This is a genomic window from Homoserinibacter gongjuensis (genome assembly GCF_030161875.1).
GTDB lineage: Bacteria > Actinomycetota > Actinomycetes > Actinomycetales > Microbacteriaceae > Homoserinibacter > Homoserinibacter gongjuensis.
Window position 1 is genome coordinate 1,752,936 of sequence record NZ_BSVA01000001.1, and the last position, 23,357, is coordinate 1,776,292.

The window sequence follows — 23,357 nt, forward strand, 5'->3', positions numbered from 1 at the left end:
GATGTGGTCGCCCGCCTCATCGGCCCCCACGAGCGCGTCGAGCACGACCTCGCGCCCGAGGGCGTGCAGGTGCAGGGTCTTGCCCGCCGAGGTGCCGCCGAGAGTATCGAACCAGTCACGCGCGAACTCCATGTGCGGGCGCGGCTCGGGCAGCGCATCCAGCACGACCATGCGGTTCCAGGAGGCGGCGCCCGCGACGAGGATCCGGGTCACGCCGCCGCACCACCGCGCAAGAGCGAGGCGGAGGTGCGCATGTGCAGGCGCATCGCCTCGGATGCGGCGTCCGCGTCGCCCGCCGCAACGGCAGCGTGCACGCGCTCGTGCTCGACGACGGCGAGCTCGGCGTGGCGGCGAGAATCCGGCTCGGTGGCGACGCGGCGGCGCAGCAGCCCGTGGGTGATGTCGAGCAGATCTTGCAGGGCCGTGTTGCCGGTCGCCTCGGCGAGCTCCCGATGGAAGGCCTGGTCGGCCTCGATGAAGGCCTCGAGGTCGCCGAGACTCGCGCGCATGCGGTCGAGGTGGTGGGCGAGGCGCATGCCGACCGCGGCATCCTGCCGCTCGGCCGCGAGCCATGCGGCATGGATCTCGAGCGCCGTACGCAGCTCGAGGAGCTCCTCGAGCTCGCGCTCGCCGATGAGCATGTTCCAGCGCACGTTCTCCGACAGCACCGCGGTGCGGGTGGCCCGCAGGAAGGTGCCGGCTCCGGGCCGGGCCTCCACGACCCCCAGGGTCTCGAGGGTCGCGAGCGCCTCGCGCACGGCGGAGCGGCCCACGCGCAGCACCTCGGCGAGGCGGCGCTCCGGCGGCAGGCGCTCGCCGAGCGGCACCGAGCCGCTCGCGAAGAGCTCCAGCAGGGCGGTGGTGACGTCGGATGCCGTGCTGCCGGCGGGCAGCGCGACGAGCGCATCGCAGATGGGATGCACGTCGCTGCGGGGGTACGCCGGCATGGCGACACGCTAGCAACAGCGTGCGACGTGCGGCATCGCCCGATCGGGGAGGACCGCTGGGGTGCTGGTTTCGAGACGCGTCGCGCTGCGCGCGGCGCTCCTCAACCCGTGGGGGTGCGAATGCGCTGGGGGTGGCGCTTCTCAACCCGCGGGTGTGCGTATGCGCTGGGGGTGGCGCTTCTCAACCCGCGGGTGTGCGTATGCGCTGCGCGCGGCGCTCCTCAACCAGCGGGGGTGGCGGGCGGGGCGGGCGGGGCGGGCGCGCGCAGGCTGCGGCCGCGCAGGAACTCCAGCAGCGCGACGGCGGTGTCTTCGAGCACGGGTCCGCGTCCGAAGCTCCAATCGGCGTCGGTCGCGTGCAGGGCGTGCCCCGCGATCACGGCGCGGATCTCGGTCGGTGCTGCGGCGGCACGGCCGAGCGCGACGGCGCCCGAGGCGCGGGGCGGCAGCTGCGGCTCGACGCCGAGTCGCGCGCAGAGGTCGAGATAGGCGTACACGGCGCGATCGAGCTCGGCGAGCTTCACCGGGCGCGGGCGGCCAGCTCGCCGGGGACGCGGCGTGCGCAACGCGACCTCGAACTCCGCAGCTGCCACGGCATCCGGATGCGACGCGAGCGCCCGGGAGGCCGCCTCGCGCACCGCCTCGAGTTCGGCCCGCCAGCCGCCGCCGACCCCCGACTCGTCGAGGCGCGCGCGCCCGGAGAGGGGCAGCTCGCGCCAGAGATCCGACATGCGCCGAGCATAGGGTGCTCCGAATGTGACTGTCACATTCGCTGCCGATCGTGTGGGATCATGGCCGCACGGCATCCCGCGCCCGCCCGTGCCGACACCCGCGCGAGGGGACCACGTGACGCTCGAACCGGCCCCCGGCCGTCCGCCCAGCATCCGTGATGTCGCGCGCCTTGCGGGTGTCTCGCATCAGACCGTGTCGCGCGTGCTCAACAACCATCCGAGCATCCGCGACACGACCCGGCAGCGCGTGCTCGACGTGATGGCCGAGCTGCAGTACCGCCCCAACCGGGCCGCTCGTGCGCTCGCCTCGAGCCGCTCGCGCACCATCGGCATCCTCTCCGCCATGAGCACCGACTACGGCCCGGCGTCGATCATGACCTCGGTCGAGGCGGCGGCGCGGGCGAGCGGCTACTGGGTGAGCATCGCCAACATCGACCCGAGCGTCGACGGCTCGGTGCCGGATGCGCTCGACCAGCTTCGCGCGCAGGCGGTCGAAGGCATCGTGGTGGTGGCCCCACAGAAGCGCGTGTTCGAGGCGCTCGCGACGCTGCCGTTCGAGGTGCCGTACGTGACGCTGCAGGCGACCGGCGACGACGGGCATGCGCTCTTCTTCGACCAGTACGCGGGTGCGCGCCTCGCGACGCGGCACCTGCTCGAGCTCGGCCACCGCAGCATCTACCACCTCACCGGCCCGCAGGACTGGATCGAGGCCGACGCGCGCATGCAGGGCTTCCTCGACGAGATGAACGCCTGGGATGCCGCCACGACCGCGCCGATCCTCGGCGACTGGACCGCCGACTTCGGCTACTTCGCGGGCCAGGAGCTGCTGCGCATCCGCGACTTCACGGCCGTGTTCGCCTCGAACGACCAGATGGCGCTCGGCCTGCTGCACGCGTTCCGCGACGGGGGACTGGATGTGCCGGGGGAGGTGAGCGTCATCGGCTTCGACGACATTCCGGAGGCGGCACACTTCTGGCCGCCGCTCACGACCGTGCGTCAGGACTTCGCCGAGCTCGGCCGCCGGGCGGTCGCCTTCCTCCTCGGTGAGCTCGACGCCGAGGCGCGCACGATCGCGCCGCAGCTGCTCGTGCGCGCATCGACAGCACCGGCCCCGTGAGGGCCCCGCTTCTCGTTACCGTCTCGAGACCTTCGCCGACTTGACACGTCGCGCCCGAACTCACGTATAGTGCTCGGATGTTACCGGTCACAGTGACCGGTCACATCTGAGGGACGACGGAGTCGGGAGGATCGCGTGAACCGCTTCGAGCCGCGCATCGAGGTGGCAGTGGCGCGCGTGCGCGCCGACGTCGCCCGATTGCACAAGCTGCTCGTGCGCGGCGGTCTCACGAATTGGACGAGCGGCGTCGTCTCGGGCCGCGTTCCCGGCGCCGACCTGTTCGTGATCAAGCCCGGCGGGCTCGACCACACCGACCTCGCCCCCGACAACATGGTGCTCGTCGATCTCGACGGCTCGGTCGTCGAGGGCACCCCCGGCAGCGAACGGCGCCCCTCGCGCGGCGTCGCACTGCACGCTCAGCTCTACCGGCACTCGGATGCCATCGGCGGCATCGTGCACACCCACTCGCCCTACGCGACGGCGTTCGCGCTGCGCGGCGAGCCCGTGCCCGTGCTGTCCACGACCGTCGCCGACGAGTTCGGCGGCCCCGTTCCGCTCGTGCCGTTCGTGAACGCGGAAGCGGATGTCGCATCCGCCATCGCGGGATCGCTCGACGCCCAGCCGAGCCGCGCGGTGCTGCTCGAGCGGCACGGCGTGTACGCGGTCGGCGAGCGACCACGCGATGCCGTGCGGGCCGCCGTGCTCGTCGAGGACGCCGCACGGGCGGTGCAGCTCGCCCGTGCGACAGGGGCCGACATCCGCCCCCTCGACGCGCACGACGTCGAGACCATCCGCGCCCGGCGTCTGCACGCCGACGCCGCGCGTCGCCGCGTGCAGCGCGACGCCGAGTCCGCACCCGCGGGCTCCTACCCGACCTCCCGACCGGGAAATGCCCGGTCTGGCGGCGAGACCGGTTCATGGACGACACCGGGATCGACCAGCTCCACCCCGACAACCACGTCCGCATCCAGACACAGTGAAAGGAATGACCGTGAAGACGAAGAAGTTGGCTCTCGCCACGATCACGGCCGGCGCGATGCTCGCGCTCGCCGCATGCTCCGGCCCCGCGGGCGGCGGTTCCGGTGACGGCTCCGGCGACGGCGGCCTCATCGGCGTCGCCATGCCCACCAAGAGCTCCGAGCGTTGGATCCAGGACGGCGACGCCGTCAAGGCCGCGCTCGAGGCCGAGGGCTACTCGGTCGACCTCCAGTACGCGGAGGACGACATCCCGACCCAGGTCTCGCAGATCGAGAACATGATCACCAAGGGCGCCGAGGCCCTGATCATCGCGTCGATCGACGGCACCACGCTCTCGGAGGTGCTGCAGACCGCTGCCGACTCCGACATCCCGGTGATCGCCTACGACCGCCTCATCAAGGGAACCGAGAACGTCGACTACTACGCGACGTTCGACAACTTCCTGGTGGGTCAGCAGCAGGCCTGGACCGTGCTCAACGGGCTCGGCCTGACCGACCTCGAGGGCAACCCCGCCGCGGACGCTCCGGAGGGCCCGTTCAACATCGAGCTCTTCGCCGGATCGCTCGACGACAACAACGCGTTCTTCTTCTGGAACGGCGCGATGGATGTGCTGCAGCCGCTCATCGACGACGGCACGCTCGTCGTGAAGTCGGGTCAGACCGCGATCGAGCAGGCCGCGACGCTGCGGTGGGACGGCGAGACCGCGCAGAGCCGCATGGAGGACCTGCTGACGGCGAACTACTCCGACGGCAGCAAGGTCGACGCGGTGCTGAGCCCGTACGACGGCATCTCGCGTGGCATCATCTCGGCCCTCACCGACGCCGGCTACTCGGTCGGTGACGAGTGGCCGATCATCTCCGGTCAGGACGCCGAGGTCGACTCGGTCAAGGCGATCCTCTCGGGTGAGCAGTTCGCGACCATCTTCAAGGACACGCGTGAGCTCGCGAAGGTGGCCGCCGGCATGGCCATCTCGGTGCTGAACGACGAGGAGGTCGAGGTCAACGACACCGACACCTACGACAACGACGTGAAGGTCGTGCCCTCGTACCTGCTCGCGCCGGTGCCGGTCGTGAAGGACAACGTGAAGGAAGCGCTCGTCGACACGGGCTACTGGACGGCTGAGGACCTCGGTCTCTAAGCAGCCCTGTTTCTGACACGGATGGTGGGGGAGGATGTTGTCCTCCCCCACCATCTCCGACAGACGACGACAGACGACGAGGAAGACGGCGATCGTGACTGACAACATCCTGGAGATGCGCAGCATCACCAAGACCTTCCCCGGCGTGAAGGCCCTCTCCGACGTGACCATCGAGGTCGCCCGCGGCGAGGTGCACGCCATCTGCGGCGAGAACGGCGCCGGCAAGTCGACCCTCATGAAGGTGCTCTCGGGTGTCTACCCGCACGGCACCTACGAGGGCGACATCGTGTTCGAGGGCGAGCCGGTCGCGTTCCGCGACATCTCCGACTCGGAGGCCAAGGGCATCGTCATCATCCACCAGGAGCTGGCCCTCAGCCCCTACCTCTCGATCGCCGAGAACATCTTCCTCAACAACGAGCAGAAGGGTGCGCTCGGTCTCATCGACTGGAACACCACGAACCTCGAGGCCCGCAAGCTGCTCGAGCGCGTGGGGCTGCGCGAGAACCCGACCACGCCCATCCGTCAGCTGGGCGTCGGCAAGCAGCAGCTCGTCGAGATCGCGAAGGCGCTCTCGAAGGAGGTCAAGCTGCTGATCCTCGACGAGCCGACGGCCGCGCTCAACGACGAGGACTCGGATCACCTGCTCGGCCTGATCCTGCAGCTCAAGGAGCAGGGGATCACGTCGATCATCATCAGCCACAAGCTCAACGAGATCAAGAAGATCGCCGACTCGGTCACCGTCATCCGCGACGGCAAGACGATCGAGACGATGCCGCGCTCCGCCATCTCCGAGGAGCGCATCATCAAGGACATGGTCGGTCGCGACCTCGAGCACCGCTACCCCGACCACACCCCGCACATCGGCGAGGAGCTGCTGCGCGTGGAGAACTGGACCGCGCACCACCCGCAGGATGCCAGCCGGGTCGTCGTCGACGACGTCTCGCTCACCGTGCGTGCCGGCGAGATCGTCGGCATCGCGGGGCTCATGGGCGCGGGCCGCACCGAGTTCGCGATGAGCCTCTTCGGCCACTCCTACGGCTCCCGGATCTCGGGCCGTGTCTACCTGCGCGGCAAGGAGATCCGCACCCGCACGGTGGCCGAGGCCATCCAGAACGGCATCGCCTACGCGACGGAAGACCGCAAGACCTACGGACTCAACCTCATCGAGGACATCAAGCGCAACATCTCGGCGGCCTCCCTCAGGAAGCTCGAGAAGTGGGGCCTCGTGCACGACAACGAGGAGTACAAGGTCGCGGACGAGTTCCGTCGCTCGATGAACATCAAGGCCCCCAACGTGCTCGTGAAGACCGGAAAGCTCTCGGGAGGCAACCAGCAGAAGGTGGTGCTCTCGAAGTGGATCTACGCGGATCCCGAGGTGCTCATCCTGGATGAACCCACGCGCGGCATCGACGTCGGCGCGAAGTACGAGATCTACACGATCATCAACCGGCTGGCGGCCGAGGGGAAGGGCATCATCGTCATCTCCTCGGAGCTGCCCGAGCTGCTGGGCATCTCCGATCGCGTCTACGCCCTCTCCGAGGGCCGCATCACGGGCGAGCTGCCCATCGAGGACGCCACACCCGAGGCCGTCCTGACCCTCATGACCATGGAACGTCCCCGCTGAGCCGCGGGCCAAGAAGAGGAACAGCAATGTCCAACCCCACCTCTCCGACCCCGACGGAGTCGCAGGCTGTCGGCGGCAACATCAACCCGACCGAGAACAGGTTCACCTCGTGGCTCTCGCACGTGATCGCCGACCTCGGTAAGAACGGCATCTTCATCGCCCTCGTGGCGGTCGTCGTGCTGTTCTCGATCACGACCAACGGCATCCTGCTGCGCCCGCAGAACATCTCGAACCTCATCGTGCAGAACGGGTACATCCTCGTGCTCGCGATCGGCATGGTGATGGTGATCATCGCCGGCCACATCGACCTCTCGGTCGGATCGGTCGCGGCCTTCGTCGGCGCGTGCTCGGGTGTCTTCGCCGTGCACTGGGGGCTGCCATGGTGGCTCTCGATCGTGCTCTCGCTGCTGATCGGCGCCCTCGTGGGCGTGTGGCAGGGATTCTGGATCGCGTTCGTGGGGATACCCGCGTTCATCGTGACCTTGGCGGGCATGCTGATCTTCCGCGGTCTCGCCCTCGTCGTGCTGCAGAACCAGAACATCGGCTCGTTCCCCGCCGAGTACCGCGCGCTCGGCAACGGGTTCCTCACCAACGTGTTCGGCGAGTTCGAACTCGACCCGCTCACCCTCGCGATCGGCGGGCTCGCGATCGTGCTCATCGTGATCCAGCAGTTGCGCACCCGCAGCGGTCGCCAGAAGTACGGGCAGGAGGTCGAGCCCGTCGTCTGGTTCGTCGCGAAGCTCGTCTTCGTGTCGGTCGCGATCGCCTTCTTCGCCTACGCGCTCGCCTCCTACAAGGGCATCCCGGTGACGCTCATCGTGCTCGCCGCGCTCGTGCTGATCTACGGCATCACCATGAACCGCACGGTGTTCGGGCGTCACGTGTATGCGATCGGCGGCAACCGCCACGCGGCCGAGCTCTCGGGCATCAAGACGCGCCGCGTGGACTTCTGGCTGTTCGTCAACATGGGCGTGCTGTCGGCGCTCGCGGGCCTCATCTTCACGGCGCGGCTCAACCTCGCCGGCCCGAAGGCGGGTGACGGCTTCGAGCTCGAGGCGATCTCGGCGGCGTTCATCGGCGGCGCGGCCGTGCAGGGCGGCGTGGGCACGATCGGCGGCGCGATCATCGGTGGTCTCATCATCGGCGTGCTCAACAACGGCATGTCGATCATGGGCATCGGCATCGAGTGGCAGCAGGCCGTGAAGGGTCTCGTGCTGCTGCTCGCGGTCGCCTTCGACGTGTACAACAAGCGGCGCTCGGGCGGGTCGTAGCGCGCGCTAGGGTGACGCCATGAGCAAGCGGGTGACGGCAGCGGATGTCGCCCGCTCGCTCGGCCTCTCGCGCGCAACCGTCGGGTTCGTCCTCAACGACACCCCGGGGCAGACGATCTCGGAAGCCACCCGCGCGCGCGTGCTCGCGGAGGCGAAGCGACTCGGGTACCGCCCGCATTCCGCGGCGCGTGCGCTCGCGAGCGGGTGCAGCCACCTCGTGCTGCTGCTGCTGCCGGACTGGCCGATGGAGTACAGCATGCGGGCCCACCTCGACGAGGCAGCGCTCGTGCTCGATCGGGCCGGGTACTCGCTCGTGACCACGACGCCGCATCCGGGTGGGCAGGCCGCGCCGCTCTGGGAGGTGCTGGATCCCGACGTGGTGATCGCGCTCGCCCCGATCTCCGACGCGCAGTTCGCGGCGATCTCGGCGACGCGTGCCCGAACGATCATCCCGGGTCGCGACGAGCTCGAGACCGGCGAGGAACTGCACTTCGCCGACGGCCCGCGCCTGCAGGTCGAGCACCTGGTGGCGCGCGGCAGCAGACGCATCGCGTTCGCCGGGGCGACGGATGCGCGACTCGCGGGCCTCGTGGCCGAGCGCCGCGAACTCGCTGCGGCGACGCTGGGTGAACTCGCGGGCGCGCCGTTGGCGGCGTCGGCGAACGTGGACGCCGACGGCGTCGCCGAGGTCGTGGCCGGCTGGCTGGCCGACGGCGTCGACGGGGTCGTGGCGTACAACGACGACGTCGCCGCACTCGTGCTCGGCGCGGCGCTGCGCCAGGGCATCGAGGTGCCGGAACGGCTCGCGATCGTGGGCCATGACGACACCCCGCTCGCGCGTCTCATGGTGCCGGCGCTCTCGAGCGTGCGCATCGACGCGGCCGGACTCGGTCGGTTCGTCGCCGAGCTCGCACTGAGTCGTGCGACGGATGCGGCCCCGCCGCTCGCGGGACCGGTCGCGAGCACGACGCTCGTGCGGCGCGAGACGAGCTGAGGCCGTCGCGGGTTGCGGTGGAACGTTTCATCGCCTAGCCTCCTCAGGTAGCGCGCGCTAGCTATGCGCCGAACCCGACAATGGAGTCACCCATGACCATCGAGAACGAGTCCCCGATCCCCGCCGCGGTCGCACCGGTCGCGCCGCCCGCCGCGCCCGAACCGGAGAAGAAGGTAGGCGGTCTCTTCCTGACCCTGTTCGGCCTCGTCAACTTCGGGCTCTACCTGACCGTCATGATGCCGGCGCTGTTCAGCCTGCCCTACAAGGTGGGCGTGCTCGCTCCCGACGACAAGGTCGCCCTGCTGGGGGTCGTCGCAACCGTGGGAGCGGTCGTGGGACTCATCGCGGGCCCCGTCGCCGGAGTGCTGAGCGACCGCACGCGCACCCGCATCGGTCGTCGTCGCCCGTGGCTCATCGGCGGCGTGGTCGTGCTCGCGCTCGGTTCGACGCTCGTCGCGCTCTCCGACTCGATCCCCGCCCTGCTCGTCGGGTGGATCGTCGTGTCGCTTGGCGGCGCGGCCAGCGCAGCGGCGATCACCCCCATCGTGGCCGAGCGGGTTCCCGAGGCGCAGCGCGGAACCGTCGGCGCGATCGTCGGTGTGGCGACGCAGCTCTCGGGCGTACTCGGCTACACCCTCGGCAGCGCCCTCACCGGCAGCATGCTGCTGCTCTTCCTCGTGCCGGTGATCGCACTTGCCGTGTTCGGGGTCGTGTACATGGTGGTCGTGCGTGAGCCGATCGTCGAGCTGCCGCGCACCACCGTGGCGCAGACCTTCCGCAGCCTCGTGTTCAACCCGGCACGGCATCCGGACTTCGCCCTCGTCTGGGTGGGCAAGCTGTTCATGCAGATCGCGCTCGCCTTCCTCACCACCTACCAGCTCTACTTCGTGATCGACCGGCTCGGGTTCACCGCGGAGGAGGCGGGCGGCAAGCTCGCGCTCGTGGGCGGGATCGGCATCCTGGTCACGATGACCTTCGCCGTCGTGTCAGGCATGCTCTCCGACAAGCTGCGGCGTCGCAAGATCTTCATCTACCTCGCCTCGGCGCTCACGGCGGTGGGGCTCGTGCTCATGTCGTTCACCGACGGGTTCGGGCTCTTCATCGCGGCCGTGCTGTTCATCCTGGGCGCGGCAGGCATGTTCGGCTCGGTCGACGTGGCGATGGCGAGCGACCTCGTGCCCGAGCGCGATCAGGCGGGCCGCTGGATGTCGATCTACAACCTCGCGGCGACCCTCTCCACCGCGCTCGCGCCCGTGTTCGGCGCGGCCCTGCTCGTGCTCGGTTCGAGCGACAGCACCAACTACACGGCGCTGTTCCTGGTGGGGGCCGGCCTCGCGCTCATCCCGGGCATCGCGGCGGCGTTCGTGAAGGGTGTGCGGTGACCGCCTCCGCACCTGCCCACGCACCGCTGCAGGGGCAGCTCGCCGAACTCACCCTCGAGGAGAAGGTGCGGATGCTCGAGGGCGTCTCCTCGTGGCGCACCTTCGGCGTCGAGCGGCTCGGCATCCCCGCCCTGTTCCTCACCGACGGACCGCACGGGGTGCGCAAGTCGCGGGATGCTGACGGGGCGTTCGGGGTGGCCGACAACGTGCCCTCGACGGCGTTCCCGACCTCGGCGACGCTCGCGAACTCCTGGGATCCCGAGAACGCGCGGCGGGCGGGCGCCGCGATCGGGCGCGAATGCGTCGACCTCGGGGTCGACGTGCTGCTCGCACCCGGGATCAACCTGCAGCGCAGCCCGCTATGCGGCCGCAACTTCGAGTACTACTCCGAGGATCCGCTCCTCTCGGCCGCATTCGGCACCGCGTTCGTGCGGGGCGTGCAGGCGCAGGGGGTCGCGGCCTCCGTCAAGCATTTCGCGGCCAACTCGAACGAGGACTACCGCTTCGTGGGTGACTCGCTCGTGGACGAGCGGGCGCTGCGCGAGCTCTACCTGCGGCAGTTCGAACGCGTCGTGCGGGAGGCGAAGCCGGCGACCGTGATGTGCGCCTACAACGCCGTCAACGGCACGTTCAGCTCTGACAATCGCGAGCTGCTCACCGATATTCTGCGCACCGAGTGGGGTTTCGACGGGCTCGTCATGACCGATTGGGGCGCCACCCACGACCGCGTCGCGAGCCTGCATGCCGGGTGCGAACTCGACATGCCGGGCGACGCAACGCACAACCGCGAGGCGATTCTCGCGGCGGTGCGGGAGGGGCGCCTGCCGATGGAGACGCTCGACGAAGCGGTTCGTCGTGTGCTCGCCCTCGTGGACTGGTGCCGCACCGCCGAGAAGCCGACCGAGCCGCACGACCCTGCCGCGCACGCGGCGCTCGCGGTCGAGCTCGCGATCGAGGGCGCGGTGCTGCTCGCGAACGACGGCGCCCTTCCGCTTTCCGCGGATGCCACGGAGCTCGTCGTGGTCGGCGAGTTGTTCGAGCGGATGCGGTTCCAGGGCGCGGGCTCGTCGCTCATCACGCCGAGCGCGCTCGTCACGCCGCGCGACGCCTTCGAGGCGCGCGGCATCCGCTACCGCTACGCGCGCGGCTACCGGGCACTCGCCGAGGAGAGCGACGCCGACCTCGCTCGGCAGGCGATCGCCGCCGTCGATGCGGGCGACACCGTGCTCGTCTTCGGCGGCCTCACCGATCTGGAGGAGAGCGAGGGCTTCGACCGCACGACGATGGCGCTGCCGGCGAGCCAGGTCGAGCTCATCGAGCAGCTGCTGGCGACCGGCGCGCGCGTGGTGCTCGCGCTCTTCGCCGGATCTCCCGTGGAGCTCCCCTTCGCCGATCGGCTCGCGGCCGTGCTGCACCTCGGGCTGCCGGGCATGCAGGGCGGGGAGGCGGCCGCGGCGCTGCTGTTCGGCGAGGCGAGTCCTACGGGCAAGCTCGCCCAGAGCTGGCCACGCACCGCGGCGGAGCAGAGCGCGCTCGACTACAACACGGGCTACCGCGCGCGGTACGCCGAGTCGATCTACGTCGGCTACCGGTACCACGACGCGGCGGGCACGCCGCTGCGCTACGCGTTCGGCCACGGCCTCACGTACACGCGCTTCGCGTATCGCGACCTCCGGGTCACCGTGCGCGACGGCCGCGTCGAGGCGCGGGTGACCGTCGAGAACACGGGCGGGCGCGACGGCGCCGACGTCGTGCAGCTCTACGTGCGCACCAACCGCGGCGAGGTCTTCAAGGCCGAGAAGGAGCTGCGCGCATTCGCCAAGGTGCGCGTGCCCGCCGGGGGTAGCACGGATGCCGTGCTCGCCTTCGACCTCGCTGACCTCGCGTACTGGGACGTCGACGCGCACGACTGGGTGCTCGAGAACGGAACGTACGAGCTGCAGGTGGCGGCATCCGCATCCGACATCCGCCTGCGAGCGCCGCTCGAGGTCACGACGGGGCGGGAGTCGCGTTCGCCGTACCCCGCGGAGGTGGATGCGGCCTACGCGACCCCGCCGCGGGAGGTGCCCGCGGCCTTCGGTGCGCTGCTCGGCCGGGAGCTGCCGCGGGCGGCGCCGCGCAAGGCGGGCCGTCACCGGCTCACCATGGAGACCCGGCTGGTCGACGCCCGACGCACCCTCGTCGGCGCGATCATGTATCGGGCCGTGCTCGCCCGCGTCGAGAAGGACTACCGTGCGGCCTTGCGCATGCCCGACGGGCCCGAGCGCGACGCCCGCGTCAAGAACACGCACTTCCTCGTGCGGATGATGCCGTTCCAGTCGCTGCGCAGCCTGGCGATGTCGTCGTCGGGGGCGCTGCCCGGTCACGCGGCGGCGGGCATCGCGCAGCTCGCGGCCGGCCACCCCTCCGGGCGCTGCGGACCCTGCGGGGAGCACGACGGGGGGCGTCGTCGTGAGGGTCACCTCGCTCACCGTGCAGGGGCTCGCCACCGGATGCGTTACCGACGAGGCCCCTCGGATCGCTTTCGCCCTCGCCTCCGACCACCCCGGGGAGGCTCTCGCGACGGCCCGCATCCGGATCGGAGACGACACGATCGAGACGAGCGAGCAGCTCGGCATCGTGTACGACGGGCCCCTCGCACCGTTCACGGAGTACGAGGTCGAGCTCGAGGCGACGGGCACGAGCGGCGCGGTCGCCCGGGCGCAGACGAGCTTCCGCACGGGCCGCCTCGGCACCCCGTGGACCGCACGCTGGATCACGGATGCCGCCTCCGTCACCCCGAAGAAGCTCTCGCCCGTGCCCATGGTGTTCCGCACCCGGGTGCCGACGCGCGCGGGGCTCGTGCGGGCCTGGCTCGAGGCGACGGCGCTCGGCGTGTACGAGCTGACGATCGACGGCGTCAAGGTCGGCGAGGACTACTTCGCACCCGGCTTCACCTCCTATCACCACCACATCGCCTACCAGAGCTACGAGGTGACCGAGCAGCTCGTCGGGCATCCGGATGACGGCGCCGAGCTCGTCGCGACGGTCGCCGGAGGATGGGCGGTCGGCTCGTTCACCCACAAACGGGTCAACCGGATCTACGCCGACCGGCAGGCGTTCCTGTGCGAGCTGCACCTCGAGTACGCCGACGGCACGGTCGAGGTGCTCGGAACGGGCCCCGACTGGCAGGTGAGCACCGACGGTCCGTACCGCATGGCGGAGTGGTACGACGGCGAGATCTACGACGCGCGCGTCACGCCCGAGCAGCAGAGCTGGAAGCCGGCCGACGTGACCCGCCCGAAGGGTGATCCCGTGCTGTCGGCCGCCGTCGGCGCACCCGTGCGGGCGCACGAGGTGCTGCGGCCCGTCGCGCAGACGGTGAGCCCGAGCGGCGAGCTCGTCTACGACCTCGGACAGAACTTCGCGGGCGTCGTGCGCGCCCGCATCCGGGGCACCGCGGGGCAGGAGGTCGTGTTCCGGCACGCGGAGGTGCTCGTCGACGACGAGCTCTTCACGACCTCGCTGCGCACCGCGAAGGCGACGGCGACGTACACGTGCGTCGACGGCGCGCAGGAGTACTCGCCGCGCCTCAGCTACATGGGGTTCCGCTACGTCGGCGTGACGGGCATCGACGCCGCTGATCTCGAGCTCGAGGGCGTCGTGCTGCACTCCGCGGTGCCCGAGACGGGCGAGTTCGCCTGTTCCGACGAGCGCCTCAACGCTCTGCAGTCGGCCATCCGCTGGGGTGGCAAGTCGAACTTCGTCGACATCCCCACCGACTGCCCGCAGCGCGACGAGCGCGAAGGCTGGACGGGCGACTACGCCGTCTTCGCATCCACCGCTTCGTACAACTTCGACATGAGCCGCTTCCTCGACAAGTGGCTGCGCGACATCAACGCCGAGCAGTCGCGCGGAGGCGGCATCCCGATGGTCGTGCCGCGCGCCGGCAACCCGTTCCCCGTCGTCGCGACGGCCGCGTGGGGCGACGTGTGCGTGCTCGCGCCGTGGGCCGAGTACCTCGCACGCGGCGACCTCGGGATGCTGCGGCGCCAGTATCCGACGATGCGGCGCTTCCTGAAGGCGGCCGCGTGGTGGGCGAGCCTGTTCTCGGTGCGCCCGGACCGGCGGCGCATCTGGCGCTTCCTGTTCCACTTCGGCGACTGGACGGCCCCCGACACGGATGTGAAGGGCTGGCTGCGCCGCGGACGGTGGGTCGCGACGGCGTACCTCGCGAACTCCTACGGCATCGTCGCGCGCATCGCGGAGCTGCTGGGGGAGCATACGGATGCCGTGCGCTACCGCCGCGAACGGGAGCGCGTCATCCGCGCCTACCGCAATGTGTTCACCGACGGCGCGGGAACCCTGCGCGAGGAGTTCCAGACCGGCTACGTGCTGCCGCTCGCCTTCGGGATGACGGAGGGGGCGGAGACGGAGCGCATGGTCGACAACCTCGTGCGGCTCATCGACGAGGCGGGAGGTCATTTGCAGACCGGTTTCACCGGCACGCCCTTCATCCTGTTCGCGCTCTCGGACAGCGGTCGCCTCGACGAGGCCTACCGGCTGCTGCTGCAGACGGGATACCCGTCGTGGCTGTACATGGTGGAATCCGGCGGCACGACCATCTGGGAGCGCTGGGACGCCCTGCGCCCCGACGGCACCGTCAACACCGCCGACCTGCAGACGGGTGAGGACACCGGCGGCATGGTGTCGTTCAACCACTACGCCGCCGGCGCGGTCGGCGACTGGATGTATCGGCGGATCGCGGGGCTCGAGCCGCTCGAGGGCGGCTACCGGCGCTTCCGCGTGCGGCCGCTGCCCGGCGGCGGGCTCAGCTGGGCGCGGGGAGCGTGCGCACGCCCTACGGACGGGCGTCGTCGTCGTGGAGGATCGAGGGCGAGCGGATGCTGCTGACGGTCGAGGTGCCCGTGTCGACCCGCTGCGAGGTCGAGCTGCCCGACGGCACGGTGCACCTCGTGGAGAGCGGCGTGCACGAGTTCGCGTGTGCGGTCGGTTGAGGGTGCTCAGCGGGTTGAGGAGCGGTGCGCGGAGCGCGGCGCGTCTCGAAACCAGCGCCGCGTAGTGCAGGGCGACGGCGGTTTCGAGACGCCGCTGCGCGGCTCCTCAACCACCTCGTCACTCAGCGGGTTGAGGAGCGGCCGCAGGCCGCGTCTCGAAACCAGCGTCGTGGCGCCCTACGGCTCGAAGCGCGTCACCGGGAACGACCGCGCCACGAGCGCCCGCAGTGCCTCGAGGTCGCCCGAGACCAGCCCGTGGGCGCGCGCCTGCACGAGCACGTTGCCGATTGCTGTCGCCTCGACCGGGCCCGCGACGACCGGCAGCCCGGTGGCCTCGGCGGTGAGTCGGCACAGCAGAGTGTTCTGCGATCCGCCGCCCACGAGGTGCACGGTGCGCACCGGCACGCCCGAGAGCTCGGATGCCGCGCGGATCGTCGACGCGTACGCCTCGGCGAGGCTCACCAGGATCGAGCGCACGAGCTCGGCCCGCGAGCCGGGCGCGCGGAGGCCGCGCTCGCCGAACCAGGCCGCGATGCGATCCGGCATGCCGCCCGGGGCGAGGAACACCGGGTCGTCGGCGTCGAATACGGGCACCTCACTCGTGACCGCCTCGGCGGAGGCGAGCAACTCGGCGAGATCGACCGTCTCGCCGGACTTCTCCCACTCGCGCACCGATTCCATGAGCAGCCACAACCCCATGACGTTGTGCAGGAAGCGCACCCGCCCGTCGACGCCCCCTCGTTCGTGAAGCCTGCCTTGCGGGCCGCCTCTGACACGACCGGGCGGTCGAGCTCGACTCCGACGAGCGACCACGTGCCGCACGAGATGTAGGCGATGTCGCGGTCGGTCGACGGCACCGCCACGACCGCGGATGCGGTGTCGTGCGATCCCACCGTCGTGACCACGGCATCCGTCGCCCCCGTTCCGCGCAGCGCACTCGGCAGCAGGCGGCCGAGCACCGTTCCGGGATCGACGAGGCCGCGGGCGAGGTGCGCGGGAATGTCGAGGCGCTCCATGAGCGCGGTATCCCACTCGCCCGTGCCCACCTCGACGAGGCCCGTCGTGGAGGCGTTGGTGCGCTCGGCGACCTGGCGTCCCGTGAGCCAGAAGGCGAGCAGATCGGGGATGAGCAGGAAGGTGTCGGCCCGCTCGAGCGCGCCCGCAAGCCGGTCGGCGGTGAGCTGGAAGAGGGTGTTGAACGGCAGGTGCTGCAGGCCGTTGCGCGCATAGAGCTCGGCTGCCGACACGCGCTCGTGCACGACGTCGACGGCCGCGAGGTTGCGGTCGTCGCGGTACGAGTACGGCTCGCCCAGCATCCGTCCATCGCGCAGCAGCGCGTAATCGACGGCCCACGAGTCGATGCCGATCGAGACGAGACCGGGGAGCGGCGCACGGCATCCGCGAGCCCCTCGACGATGTTCCGGTACAGCTCGGTGACCGACCAGTGCAGGCCGTCGGGGGTGCGCACGGGGGCGTTCGGAAAGCGCGCGACCTCCTCGAGACGCAGCTCGCCGTGCGTGAGGTGGCCGAGGATCACGCGCCCGCTCGTGGCGCCGAGGTCGACGGCGGCGACGGTTCCGTGGCGCGGAGGTGCGGGGGTGACGGCGGTGTCATGGTTGTCTCCTTTTCGCGAGCGCTACCCGTTTCGGCGAGCGCTGCCGGTAGACCGGTAGCGCTCGCGGATCTCGGTAGCGCTCGCGGCTGGTCGGCGGCTGGGGGCGGCTGGGCGGCAGCTAGCGCAGGAACGCCGCGGCGACGCCCGCGTCGACCGGGATGTGCAGGCCGGTCGTGTGCGAGAAGTCGGGCCCTGTGATGGCGGCGACCGCGTTCGCGACGTTCTCGGGCAGCACCTCGCGCTTGAGGATCGTGCGCTGGGCGTAGAACTCGCCGAGCTTCTCCTCCTCGATGCCGTAGGTCTTGGCGCGGTTGGCGCCCCAGCCGGAGGCGAAGATGCCGGAGCCGCGCACCACGCCATCCGGGTTGATGCCGTTGACCCGCACGCCGTGCTCGCCGAGCTCGACCGCGAGCAGCCGTACCTGGTGGGCCTGGTCGGCCTTCGTGGCCGAGTAGGCGATGTTGTTGGGGCCGGCGAACACCGAGTTCTTGGAGGCGATGTAGACGATGTCGCCGCCGAGGCCCTGCTCGATGAGCACGCGGGCGGCGGCCTTCGACACTAAGAAGCTGCCCTTGGCCATGATGTCGTGCTGGAGGTCCCAATCCTGCTCGGTCGTCTCGAGCAGCGGCTTGGAGAGCGACACGCCGGCGTTGTTCACGACGAGGTCGACCCCGCCGAACGCGAGGATCGCCTCGTCGAGGGCGCGCTCCACCTGCGCCGAGTCGGTGACGTCGACCTGCACGCCGATCGCGACGTCGGTGGAGCCGAGTTCGGCCGCGGCGGCCTGCGCCTTGGCGAGGTCGAGGTCGGCGATCACGACGCACGCCCCGTCTGCGGCGAGGCGTGTGGCGATGGCCTTGCCGATGCCGGATGCGGCGCCCGTCACGAAGGCGACGCGCGTGGCGTGCGACTTCGACTTCGGCATCCGCTGGAGCTTCGCCTCCTCGAGCGCCCAGTACTCGATGCGGAACTTCTCGGCATCCGAGATGGGCGTGTAGGAGGAGATGGATTCGGCGCCGCGCATGACGTTGATCGCATTGAGGTAGAACTCGCCGGCCACGCGCGCGGTCTGCTTGTTGGCGCCGAAGCTGAACATGCCGACTCCCGGCACGAGCACGATCGCCGGGTCGGCGCCGCGCATCGCCGGGGAGTCGGCGGTCTTGTGGGCGTCGTAGTACGCGGTGTAGTCGGCGCGGTAGACCTCGTGCAGTTCGTTCAGGCGCGCGATCGACTCCTCGACGGAGGCATCGGCCGGCAGGTCGAGCAGCAGCGGCTTGACCTTGGTGCGCAGGAAGTGGTCGGGGCAGCTCGTGCCGAGGGCCGCGAGGGCGGGCGCCTTCTCGGACGCGAGGAAGTCGAGCACGCGCGGGTCGTCGCTGAAGTGCCCGACCATGGGCTTGTCGTGGGATGCGATGCCCCGGATGGTCGGGAACAGCGCCGCGGCCTTGTCACGGCGGTCGGCATCCGGAAGCGACGCGTTCTGCTCGACGGTCGCGCCGAACGGATGCTTCGCGCCGTGCTCGTCGAGGTACGCCTGCGCGGTCTCGATGATCCAGAGGCTGTTCTTCTCGGCCTCGTTGCTCGTGTCGCCCCACGCCGTGATGCCGTGGCCGCCGAGAATGCAGCCGATCGCCTGCGGGTTCTCGCGCTTGATCGCGGCGATGTCGAGGCCGAGCTGGAAGCCGGGGCGACGCCAGGGCACCCACACGACCTTGTCGCCGAAGGCTTGCTTCGTGAGCTTCTCGCCGTCTTTCGCCGTGGCGAAGGCGATGCCCGAGTCGGGATGCAGGTGGTCGACGTGAGCGGCGTCGACGAGGCCGTGCATGGCCGTGTCGATGCTCGGCGCCGCCCCGCCTGTGCCGAACAGGCAGTAGTCGAACGCCGCGACCATCTCGTCCTCGCGCTCGACGCCGGGGTAGACGTCGACGAGCGCGCGCATGCGGTCGAGGCGCAGCACCGCGAGGCCCTTCTCGGTGAGGGTGCCGAGGTCGCCACCCGAGCCCTTGACCCACAGCAACTCGACGGGCTCGCCGGTGACGGGATCCGTGGCTGTGCCCTTCGCGGAGGTGTTGCCGCCGGCGTAGTTGGTGACCTTGGGGTCGGACCCGAGGCGGTTGCTGCGTGCGATGAGTTCGGCGGGGGTGGACGTCGTCGTCATGAGGGTCCTCTGCTGGCGGTTCTGTTGCGTGTGTGAATCGTTTCAAAGGGTAGCGGGATGCTCCGCTGCGTGCAAGGCCGTGACACCCCGCCTCAGCGCGCGAAGGTGAGATGCACCGTGCCGCTCTCCGCGGTCTCGGCGGTGACGGTGTAGCCGGCCTCGAGCCCGCGCAGCTCATCCCAGAGGCGGATGCCGCGTCCCAGCAGGATGGGCGCGATCGCCACATGCAGGCGGTCGACGAGGCCCGCCTTCAGGAACGGGCGGATCGTCGTGGGGCCGCCGCCGATGCGCACATCTCCGCCGGATGCGGCATCCGTCGCCCGCGCGAGCGCCTCTTCGGGACTCGCCTCGAGGAAGTGGAAGACGGTGCCGTTGGCGAACTCGATACTCGGCCGCGGACGATGGGTGAGCACGAAGACGGGCACGTGGAACGGCGGTTCCTCGCCCCACCAGCCACGCCATCCGGGGTCGTCGCCGTGCGCGTGCAGGCCGAACATGCCGGCACCCATGATCTCGGCCGCGACATCGGCGAAGTACGCCTGAGCGTAGGCATCGTCGACGCCGGTCGTGCCCGCGCCGCTCGTGTCGTGCAGCACGCGCTCGCGGAAGGTGCGGGTGGCGACGTACGCCTCGGTGAGCCGTCCCCAGTCCTCGCCGAAGGGATTCTCGGGGGTCTGGTCGGTCGTCGTCGCGAATCCGTCGAGCGAGATGTTGAGGTCAACGCGCACGGTCATGTGGCGATTCTGCCCCTCTTCGCGAGCGCTACCGAAATCCGCGAGCGCGGCTGGTCTACGAACAGCGCTCGCGGAATTCGGTAGCGCTCGCGGGAAGGTCAGTCGAGGCGGGCGCCCGGGGGCGCCTCGAAGAGTCCCCTCTCTTCTCGGGCCGCGAGATCGCGCATCCGACGCTCACACCGCGGTTTTCAGCGTCGAATGGGCGGTCTCGCGCTGCTCAGGCTCCCCAGCCTGCCTGGGCGCCGCCGACGCGCGAGGCGGCGATCGAGGAGCCGTAGCCGGATGCGGCGTAGGCGGCCATCGGGTCGGCCGGCAGCCCGCGTGACTCGCGATAGGCGGCCAGGCCGGGGCGCACATCCGTGTAGAAGGCGTCCATGAGGATGCCGTTCGCCGCGAGCACGTCACCCGCGGCCTGGGCTGCGGCGAGGGCCTCGCCGTCCACGAGCAGCGCGCGCGCCGTCATCTCCTGCACGTTGAGCACGCTGCGGATCTGGCCGGGGATCTTGTCTTCGATGTTGTGGCACTGGTCGAGCATGAAGGCGACGCCGGAGTCGGCGCCGTAGCCGCCCCCGCGCACGACCTCGTACAGGATGCGGAAGAGCTGGAACGGATCGGCCGCACCCACGATGAGGTCGTCATCCGCGTAGAACCGCGAGTTGAAGTCGAAGGAGCCGAGCTTGCCGAGACGCAGCAGCTGCATGACGATGAACTCGATGTTGGTGCCCGGCGCGTGGTGGCCCGTGTCGAGGCACACCACGGCGCGCTCGCCGAGGGCGGCCACCTGCGCATACGCGGTACCCCAGTCGGGAACGTCGGTGTGGTAGAACGCCGGCTCGAAGAACTTGTACTCGAGCACGAGGCGCTGCTCGGGGCCGATGCGGTCGTAGATCTTGGCGAGCGAGTCGGCGAGGCGGTCCTGGCGGGCGCGGATGTCATCCTGGCCCGGGTAGTTGGTGCCGTCGGCGAGCCAGATCTTGAGGTCGCGGCTGCCGGTCTCGCCCATGATGTCGATGCACTCGTAGTGGTGGTCGATGGCCTTCTGCCGGATGCGGGGGTCGCTGTGGGTGACCGAGCCGAGCTTGTAGTCGTCGTCTTGGAAGGTGTTCGAGTTGATGGTGCCGAGCGCGACACCGTGGTCTTCGGCGTGGCGGTGGAGCTCGGCGTAGTCGTCGACCTTGTCCCACGGGATGTGCAGGGCGACGGTCGGCGCGAGGCCCGTGACGCGGTGCACCTGGGCCGCATCCGCGATCTTCTCGAAGGGGTCGCGCGGCACGCCCGGCTGGGCGAAGACCTTGAAGCGCGTGCCCGAGTTGCCGAAGGCCCAGGAGGGCAGCTCGATGGCCTGCTGGTCGAGGAGGGGCGCGATCGCGGTGAGGTCGGTCATGGGATTTCTGCAGTCTCCTCGTTGAAACGATTCATTACCCTTCGTAGAGTAAGGGGATGCCGGGCGCGCGTCAAGCCGTCCACTAGGGTCGGACCTGCCCGGCGGAAGGAGCGTGAATGGCGGTCTCGATCCGCGACGTCGCCGAACGCGCCGGCGTCTCCGTCGGCACCGTCTCGAACGTGCTCAACAAGCCCGATCGCGTCTCGGAGGCCGTGGCGACCCGCGTGAGCGACGCCATCCGCGAGCTCGGCTACGTGCGCAACGACGCCGCCCGCCAGCTGCGCGCGGGACGCTCGAGCTCGGTCGGCCTCGTGGTGCTGGATGCCCGCAACCCCTTCTTCACGGATGTCGCACGCGGTGCCGAAGACGCCGCGGCCGAGCACGGGGTCGCGGTGCTGCTCGGTGACAGCGACGAGAAGCCCGAGCGGGAGGCGGCCTACCTCGACCTCTTCGAGGAGCAGCGCGTGCGCGGCGTGCTCGTCTCACCGCTGGGCGACATCCGGGACCGGCTGCAGCGCCTGCGCGCCCTCGGCGCGCCCGTCGTGCTCGTCGACCGCATGGCCGAAGACTCCTCGCTCAGCTCGGTCTCGGTCGACGACGTCGCAGGAGGACGCACCGCCGTCGCGCACCTGCTCGAGACGGGCCGGCGTCGCATCGCCTTCGTGGGCGGACCGCTCGGCCTGCGTCAGGTCGCCGACCGCCTGGCCGGTGCGCAGCACGCGGTCGCCGCGGTGCCCGACGCGCAACTCGAGGTGCTCGAGGGCTCTGCGCTCTCGGTGTCGGAGGGGCGCCGCATGGGGGAGCAGCTCGTGGCGCGCGACCCCGCGGAGCGCCCGGATGCCGTGTTCACCGCCAACGATCTGCTCGCCGTCGGCCTGCTGCAGGCGCTCGTGATGCGCGGCGGCGTGCGCGTGCCCGACGACATCGCGCTCATCGGGTTCGACGACATCGACTTCGCATCGGCCACGATCGTGCCGCTCAGCTCGTTGCGCCAGCCGAGCCGCCTCATCGGGCAGACGGCGCTCGGCATCCTGCTGGAAGAGGCCGACGACCCGACCCTCGCGCCCCGCCAGGTGGTCTTCCAGCCCGAGCTCGTGATCCGGGAGTCGAGCGCGGGGTGACCTGTCGCGTGCGCCGCATGGCCCGCTAGGGTGGCCGAACCGCCCGTTCCGTCACCCGAAGGATCGACCATGCTGTCCCGATCGCACTCCCTCCGTCGCACTCGACTCGCGCGGGCAGCACGTGCCGCCGCCGCGGGGTTCGCCGCCACGGTGCTCGCCACGGCGATCGGCCTCGCGGGCGCGAGCACGGCATCCGCAGCACCCGCGACGCCCATCGGTGACGCGACGCAGCTGGGCTCGCTCTTCGCCTCGGGTGGCACGGGAGTGCTCACCGGCAACATCGTCGTGAACTCCGGGCTGTCTCTCGCGCCGGGGGTGACGGTGGTCCTCAGCCTCGACGGCTGGAGCCTCACGGTGTATGGAGCGGATGCGGCGGGTGCGGGCGGCGCGGGCGGGACCGGCTTCGTGATCCCTGCCGACTCCACGCTCATCATCGATGCGTCGAGCGCCAGCGACGGCTTCTCGGCGTTCGGCGGGGACGGCGGTGACGGTGCGCCCGGCGGCGCGGGCGGGGCAGGCGGCGCCGGAGCGCTCATCGACGGCTCTCTCGTCGGGAGCGGCGTTCCCTTCTGGGCGACGGGCGGCGATGGCGGCAACGGCGGCGTCGGAGCGGGAGGCGCTGGCGGGGTCGGCGCCGCGTCGGCCGGCGGTGCAGGCGGAACGGGCGGCGATGGCGGATCCGGCGGCGCGGGTGGCGCAGGCGGCGCGGGCGCCGTGGTGACGGGCGGCGTGGGTGGCTTGGGCGTCGACTTCGCGGGAATCGGTGGCGCAGGCGGTGCGGGTGGCGACGGAGGTAGCGGCGGCACAGGTGGCGGCGGGGCCGCGGGCATCTCGGGGGCGACCGGCATGGCGGGCGGTGCGGGCGGCGACGGCGGCGACGGCGGAGCCGGAGGTGCGGGCGGCGCCGGAGGCGATGGCGTCGTCGTCACCGGCACGGTCGACCCCGACAGCTCCTCGACGTCGGGGATCGGCGGCGACGGCGGCTCGGGTGGCGCGGCCGGAGCAGGGGTGCCGGCGGCCCCGGCGCTCCCGGCGGCACGGGAAGTTCCGTCGGCGGCGCGGGCGGCGCCGGAGGCGACGGTGGCACCGGCGCCGCGGCGGGCAACGGCGGCGCGGGCGGCTCGGGCATCGCCAACGACGGAACCGTCGGGGGAGTAGGCGGCAAC

At 70.7% G+C, this 23,357-nt stretch carries 16 protein-coding genes and 2 pseudogenes; 12 read left to right on the plus strand and 6 right to left on the minus strand.

The features are described 5' to 3' along the window. Positions 1 to 209 precede the first annotated feature (209 nt). On the minus strand, positions 210 to 947 hold the full coding sequence (locus QQK29_RS09510) for a FadR/GntR family transcriptional regulator (RefSeq protein WP_284299788.1): 738 nt from the start codon (positions 945 to 947) through the stop codon (positions 210 to 212). Positions 948 to 1,168: 221 nt separating this feature from the next. Beyond that, positions 1,169 to 1,678 carry a hypothetical protein gene (locus tag QQK29_RS09515; RefSeq protein ID WP_284299790.1) on the minus strand — a complete coding sequence of 170 codons (510 nt, stop codon included), beginning with the start codon at positions 1,676 to 1,678 and terminating at the stop codon, positions 1,169 to 1,171. 115 nt (positions 1,679 to 1,793) lie between these two features. Between QQK29_RS09515 and QQK29_RS09520 the strand changes: the two genes are divergently transcribed. The 10 genes from QQK29_RS09520 (at position 1,794) to QQK29_RS09565 (ending at position 15,179) form a co-directional block, all read left to right on the plus strand. After that, a complete protein-coding gene (locus tag QQK29_RS09520; RefSeq protein ID WP_284299792.1) occupies positions 1,794 to 2,795 on the plus strand; it encodes a LacI family DNA-binding transcriptional regulator in 1,002 nt (333 codons plus the stop codon). Between the two features lie 135 nt (positions 2,796 to 2,930). Next, positions 2,931 to 3,881 carry a class II aldolase/adducin family protein gene (locus QQK29_RS09525; protein WP_284299794.1) on the plus strand — a complete coding sequence of 317 codons (951 nt, stop codon included), beginning with the start codon at positions 2,931 to 2,933 and terminating at the stop codon, positions 3,879 to 3,881. Then, the gene (gene chvE / locus QQK29_RS09530; protein ID WP_431308679.1) at positions 3,781 to 4,911 is read left to right on the plus strand and encodes a multiple monosaccharide ABC transporter substrate-binding protein; all 1,131 of its coding nucleotides are present in this window, start codon (positions 3,781 to 3,783) and stop codon (positions 4,909 to 4,911) included. The genes QQK29_RS09525 and chvE overlap by 101 nt, the downstream gene beginning before the upstream one ends. A gap of 94 nt (positions 4,912 to 5,005) precedes the next feature. Then, complete coding sequence (gene mmsA, locus QQK29_RS09535; RefSeq protein WP_284299799.1) at positions 5,006 to 6,535, plus strand: multiple monosaccharide ABC transporter ATP-binding protein; 1,530 nt, start codon at positions 5,006 to 5,008, stop codon at positions 6,533 to 6,535. A gap of 26 nt (positions 6,536 to 6,561) precedes the next feature. Then, the gene (gene mmsB, locus QQK29_RS09540; protein ID WP_284299801.1) at positions 6,562 to 7,806 is read left to right on the plus strand and encodes a multiple monosaccharide ABC transporter permease; all 1,245 of its coding nucleotides are present in this window, start codon (positions 6,562 to 6,564) and stop codon (positions 7,804 to 7,806) included. Positions 7,807 to 7,825: 19 nt separating this feature from the next. Continuing rightward, positions 7,826 to 8,800: a LacI family DNA-binding transcriptional regulator gene (locus tag QQK29_RS09545; protein WP_284299803.1), complete on the plus strand. Its 975-nt coding sequence runs from the start codon at positions 7,826 to 7,828 to the stop codon at positions 8,798 to 8,800. A 92-nt stretch (positions 8,801 to 8,892) separates the two neighbouring features. Then, positions 8,893 to 10,182 (plus strand): MFS transporter, encoded by a 1,290-nt coding sequence (locus QQK29_RS09550; RefSeq protein ID WP_284299805.1) that lies wholly within the window; start codon positions 8,893 to 8,895, stop codon positions 10,180 to 10,182. Continuing rightward, positions 10,179 to 13,187: a glycoside hydrolase family 3 N-terminal domain-containing protein gene (locus tag QQK29_RS09555; protein ID WP_284299806.1), complete on the plus strand. Its 3,009-nt coding sequence runs from the start codon at positions 10,179 to 10,181 to the stop codon at positions 13,185 to 13,187. Before QQK29_RS09550 ends, QQK29_RS09555 begins: the two co-directional genes overlap by 4 nt. Next, positions 13,072 to 15,075 (plus strand): alpha-L-rhamnosidase, encoded by a 2,004-nt coding sequence (locus tag QQK29_RS09560; RefSeq protein ID WP_284301941.1) that lies wholly within the window; start codon positions 13,072 to 13,074, stop codon positions 15,073 to 15,075. Before QQK29_RS09555 ends, QQK29_RS09560 begins: the two co-directional genes overlap by 116 nt. Then, the gene (locus tag QQK29_RS09565; RefSeq protein ID WP_284299807.1) at positions 15,066 to 15,179 is read left to right on the plus strand and encodes a hypothetical protein; all 114 of its coding nucleotides are present in this window, start codon (positions 15,066 to 15,068) and stop codon (positions 15,177 to 15,179) included. The genes QQK29_RS09560 and QQK29_RS09565 overlap by 10 nt, the downstream gene beginning before the upstream one ends. Before the next feature lie 177 nt (positions 15,180 to 15,356). On the opposite strand, the pseudogene QQK29_RS09570 reads toward QQK29_RS09565, so the two are convergent. The 4 genes and pseudogenes from QQK29_RS09570 to rhaI all read right to left on the minus strand — a co-directional run bounded on the left by QQK29_RS09570 (position 15,357) and on the right by rhaI (position 21,070). Continuing rightward, a pseudogene (locus QQK29_RS09570) lies at positions 15,357 to 16,716 on the minus strand (rhamnulokinase). A gap of 196 nt (positions 16,717 to 16,912) precedes the next feature. Continuing rightward, positions 16,913 to 18,964 (minus strand): annotated as a pseudogene (locus QQK29_RS09575) (bifunctional aldolase/short-chain dehydrogenase); the annotation flags it as partial. Between the two features lie 80 nt (positions 18,965 to 19,044). Next, a complete protein-coding gene (locus QQK29_RS09580; protein ID WP_284299809.1) occupies positions 19,045 to 19,686 on the minus strand; it encodes a dihydrofolate reductase family protein in 642 nt (213 codons plus the stop codon). Positions 19,687 to 19,903: 217 nt separating this feature from the next. Beyond that, positions 19,904 to 21,070, minus strand: coding sequence for an L-rhamnose isomerase (gene rhaI / locus QQK29_RS09585; protein ID WP_284299811.1), 1,167 nt, complete (start codon positions 21,068 to 21,070; stop codon positions 19,904 to 19,906). A gap of 116 nt (positions 21,071 to 21,186) precedes the next feature. On the opposite strand from rhaI, the gene QQK29_RS09590 reads away from it, so the two are divergent. Then, the gene (locus QQK29_RS09590) at positions 21,187 to 22,191 is read left to right on the plus strand and encodes a LacI family DNA-binding transcriptional regulator (protein ID WP_284299813.1); all 1,005 of its coding nucleotides are present in this window, start codon (positions 21,187 to 21,189) and stop codon (positions 22,189 to 22,191) included. A gap of 69 nt (positions 22,192 to 22,260) precedes the next feature. Further along, complete coding sequence (locus tag QQK29_RS09595; RefSeq protein ID WP_284299816.1) at positions 22,261 to 23,349, plus strand: hypothetical protein; 1,089 nt, start codon at positions 22,261 to 22,263, stop codon at positions 23,347 to 23,349. The last annotated feature ends 8 nt before the right edge of the window (positions 23,350 to 23,357 follow it).

What these genes read in the sequence shown, in the direction of transcription:
- QQK29_RS09510 (WP_284299788.1), bottom strand. Translation starts at nt 947, where the DNA reads ATGCCGGCGTACCCCCGCAGCGACGTGCATCCCATCTGCGATGCGCTC.
- QQK29_RS09515 (WP_284299790.1), bottom strand. Translation starts at nt 1,678, where the DNA reads ATGTCGGATCTCTGGCGCGAGCTGCCCCTCTCCGGGCGCGCGCGCCTC.
- chvE (WP_431308679.1), top strand. Translation starts at nt 3,781, where the DNA reads ATGACCGTGAAGACGAAGAAGTTGGCTCTCGCCACGATCACGGCCGGC.
- mmsB (WP_284299801.1), top strand. Translation starts at nt 6,562, where the DNA reads ATGTCCAACCCCACCTCTCCGACCCCGACGGAGTCGCAGGCTGTCGGC.
- QQK29_RS09545 (WP_284299803.1), top strand. Translation starts at nt 7,826, where the DNA reads ATGAGCAAGCGGGTGACGGCAGCGGATGTCGCCCGCTCGCTCGGCCTC.
- QQK29_RS09550 (WP_284299805.1), top strand. Translation starts at nt 8,893, where the DNA reads ATGACCATCGAGAACGAGTCCCCGATCCCCGCCGCGGTCGCACCGGTC.
- QQK29_RS09565 (WP_284299807.1), top strand. Translation starts at nt 15,066, where the DNA reads ATGCTGCTGACGGTCGAGGTGCCCGTGTCGACCCGCTGCGAGGTCGAG.
- QQK29_RS09580 (WP_284299809.1), bottom strand. Translation starts at nt 19,686, where the DNA reads ATGACCGTGCGCGTTGACCTCAACATCTCGCTCGACGGATTCGCGACG.
- rhaI (WP_284299811.1), bottom strand. Translation starts at nt 21,070, where the DNA reads ATGACCGACCTCACCGCGATCGCGCCCCTCCTCGACCAGCAGGCCATC.
- QQK29_RS09590 (WP_284299813.1), top strand. Translation starts at nt 21,187, where the DNA reads ATGGCGGTCTCGATCCGCGACGTCGCCGAACGCGCCGGCGTCTCCGTC.
- QQK29_RS09595 (WP_284299816.1), top strand. Translation starts at nt 22,261, where the DNA reads ATGCTGTCCCGATCGCACTCCCTCCGTCGCACTCGACTCGCGCGGGCA.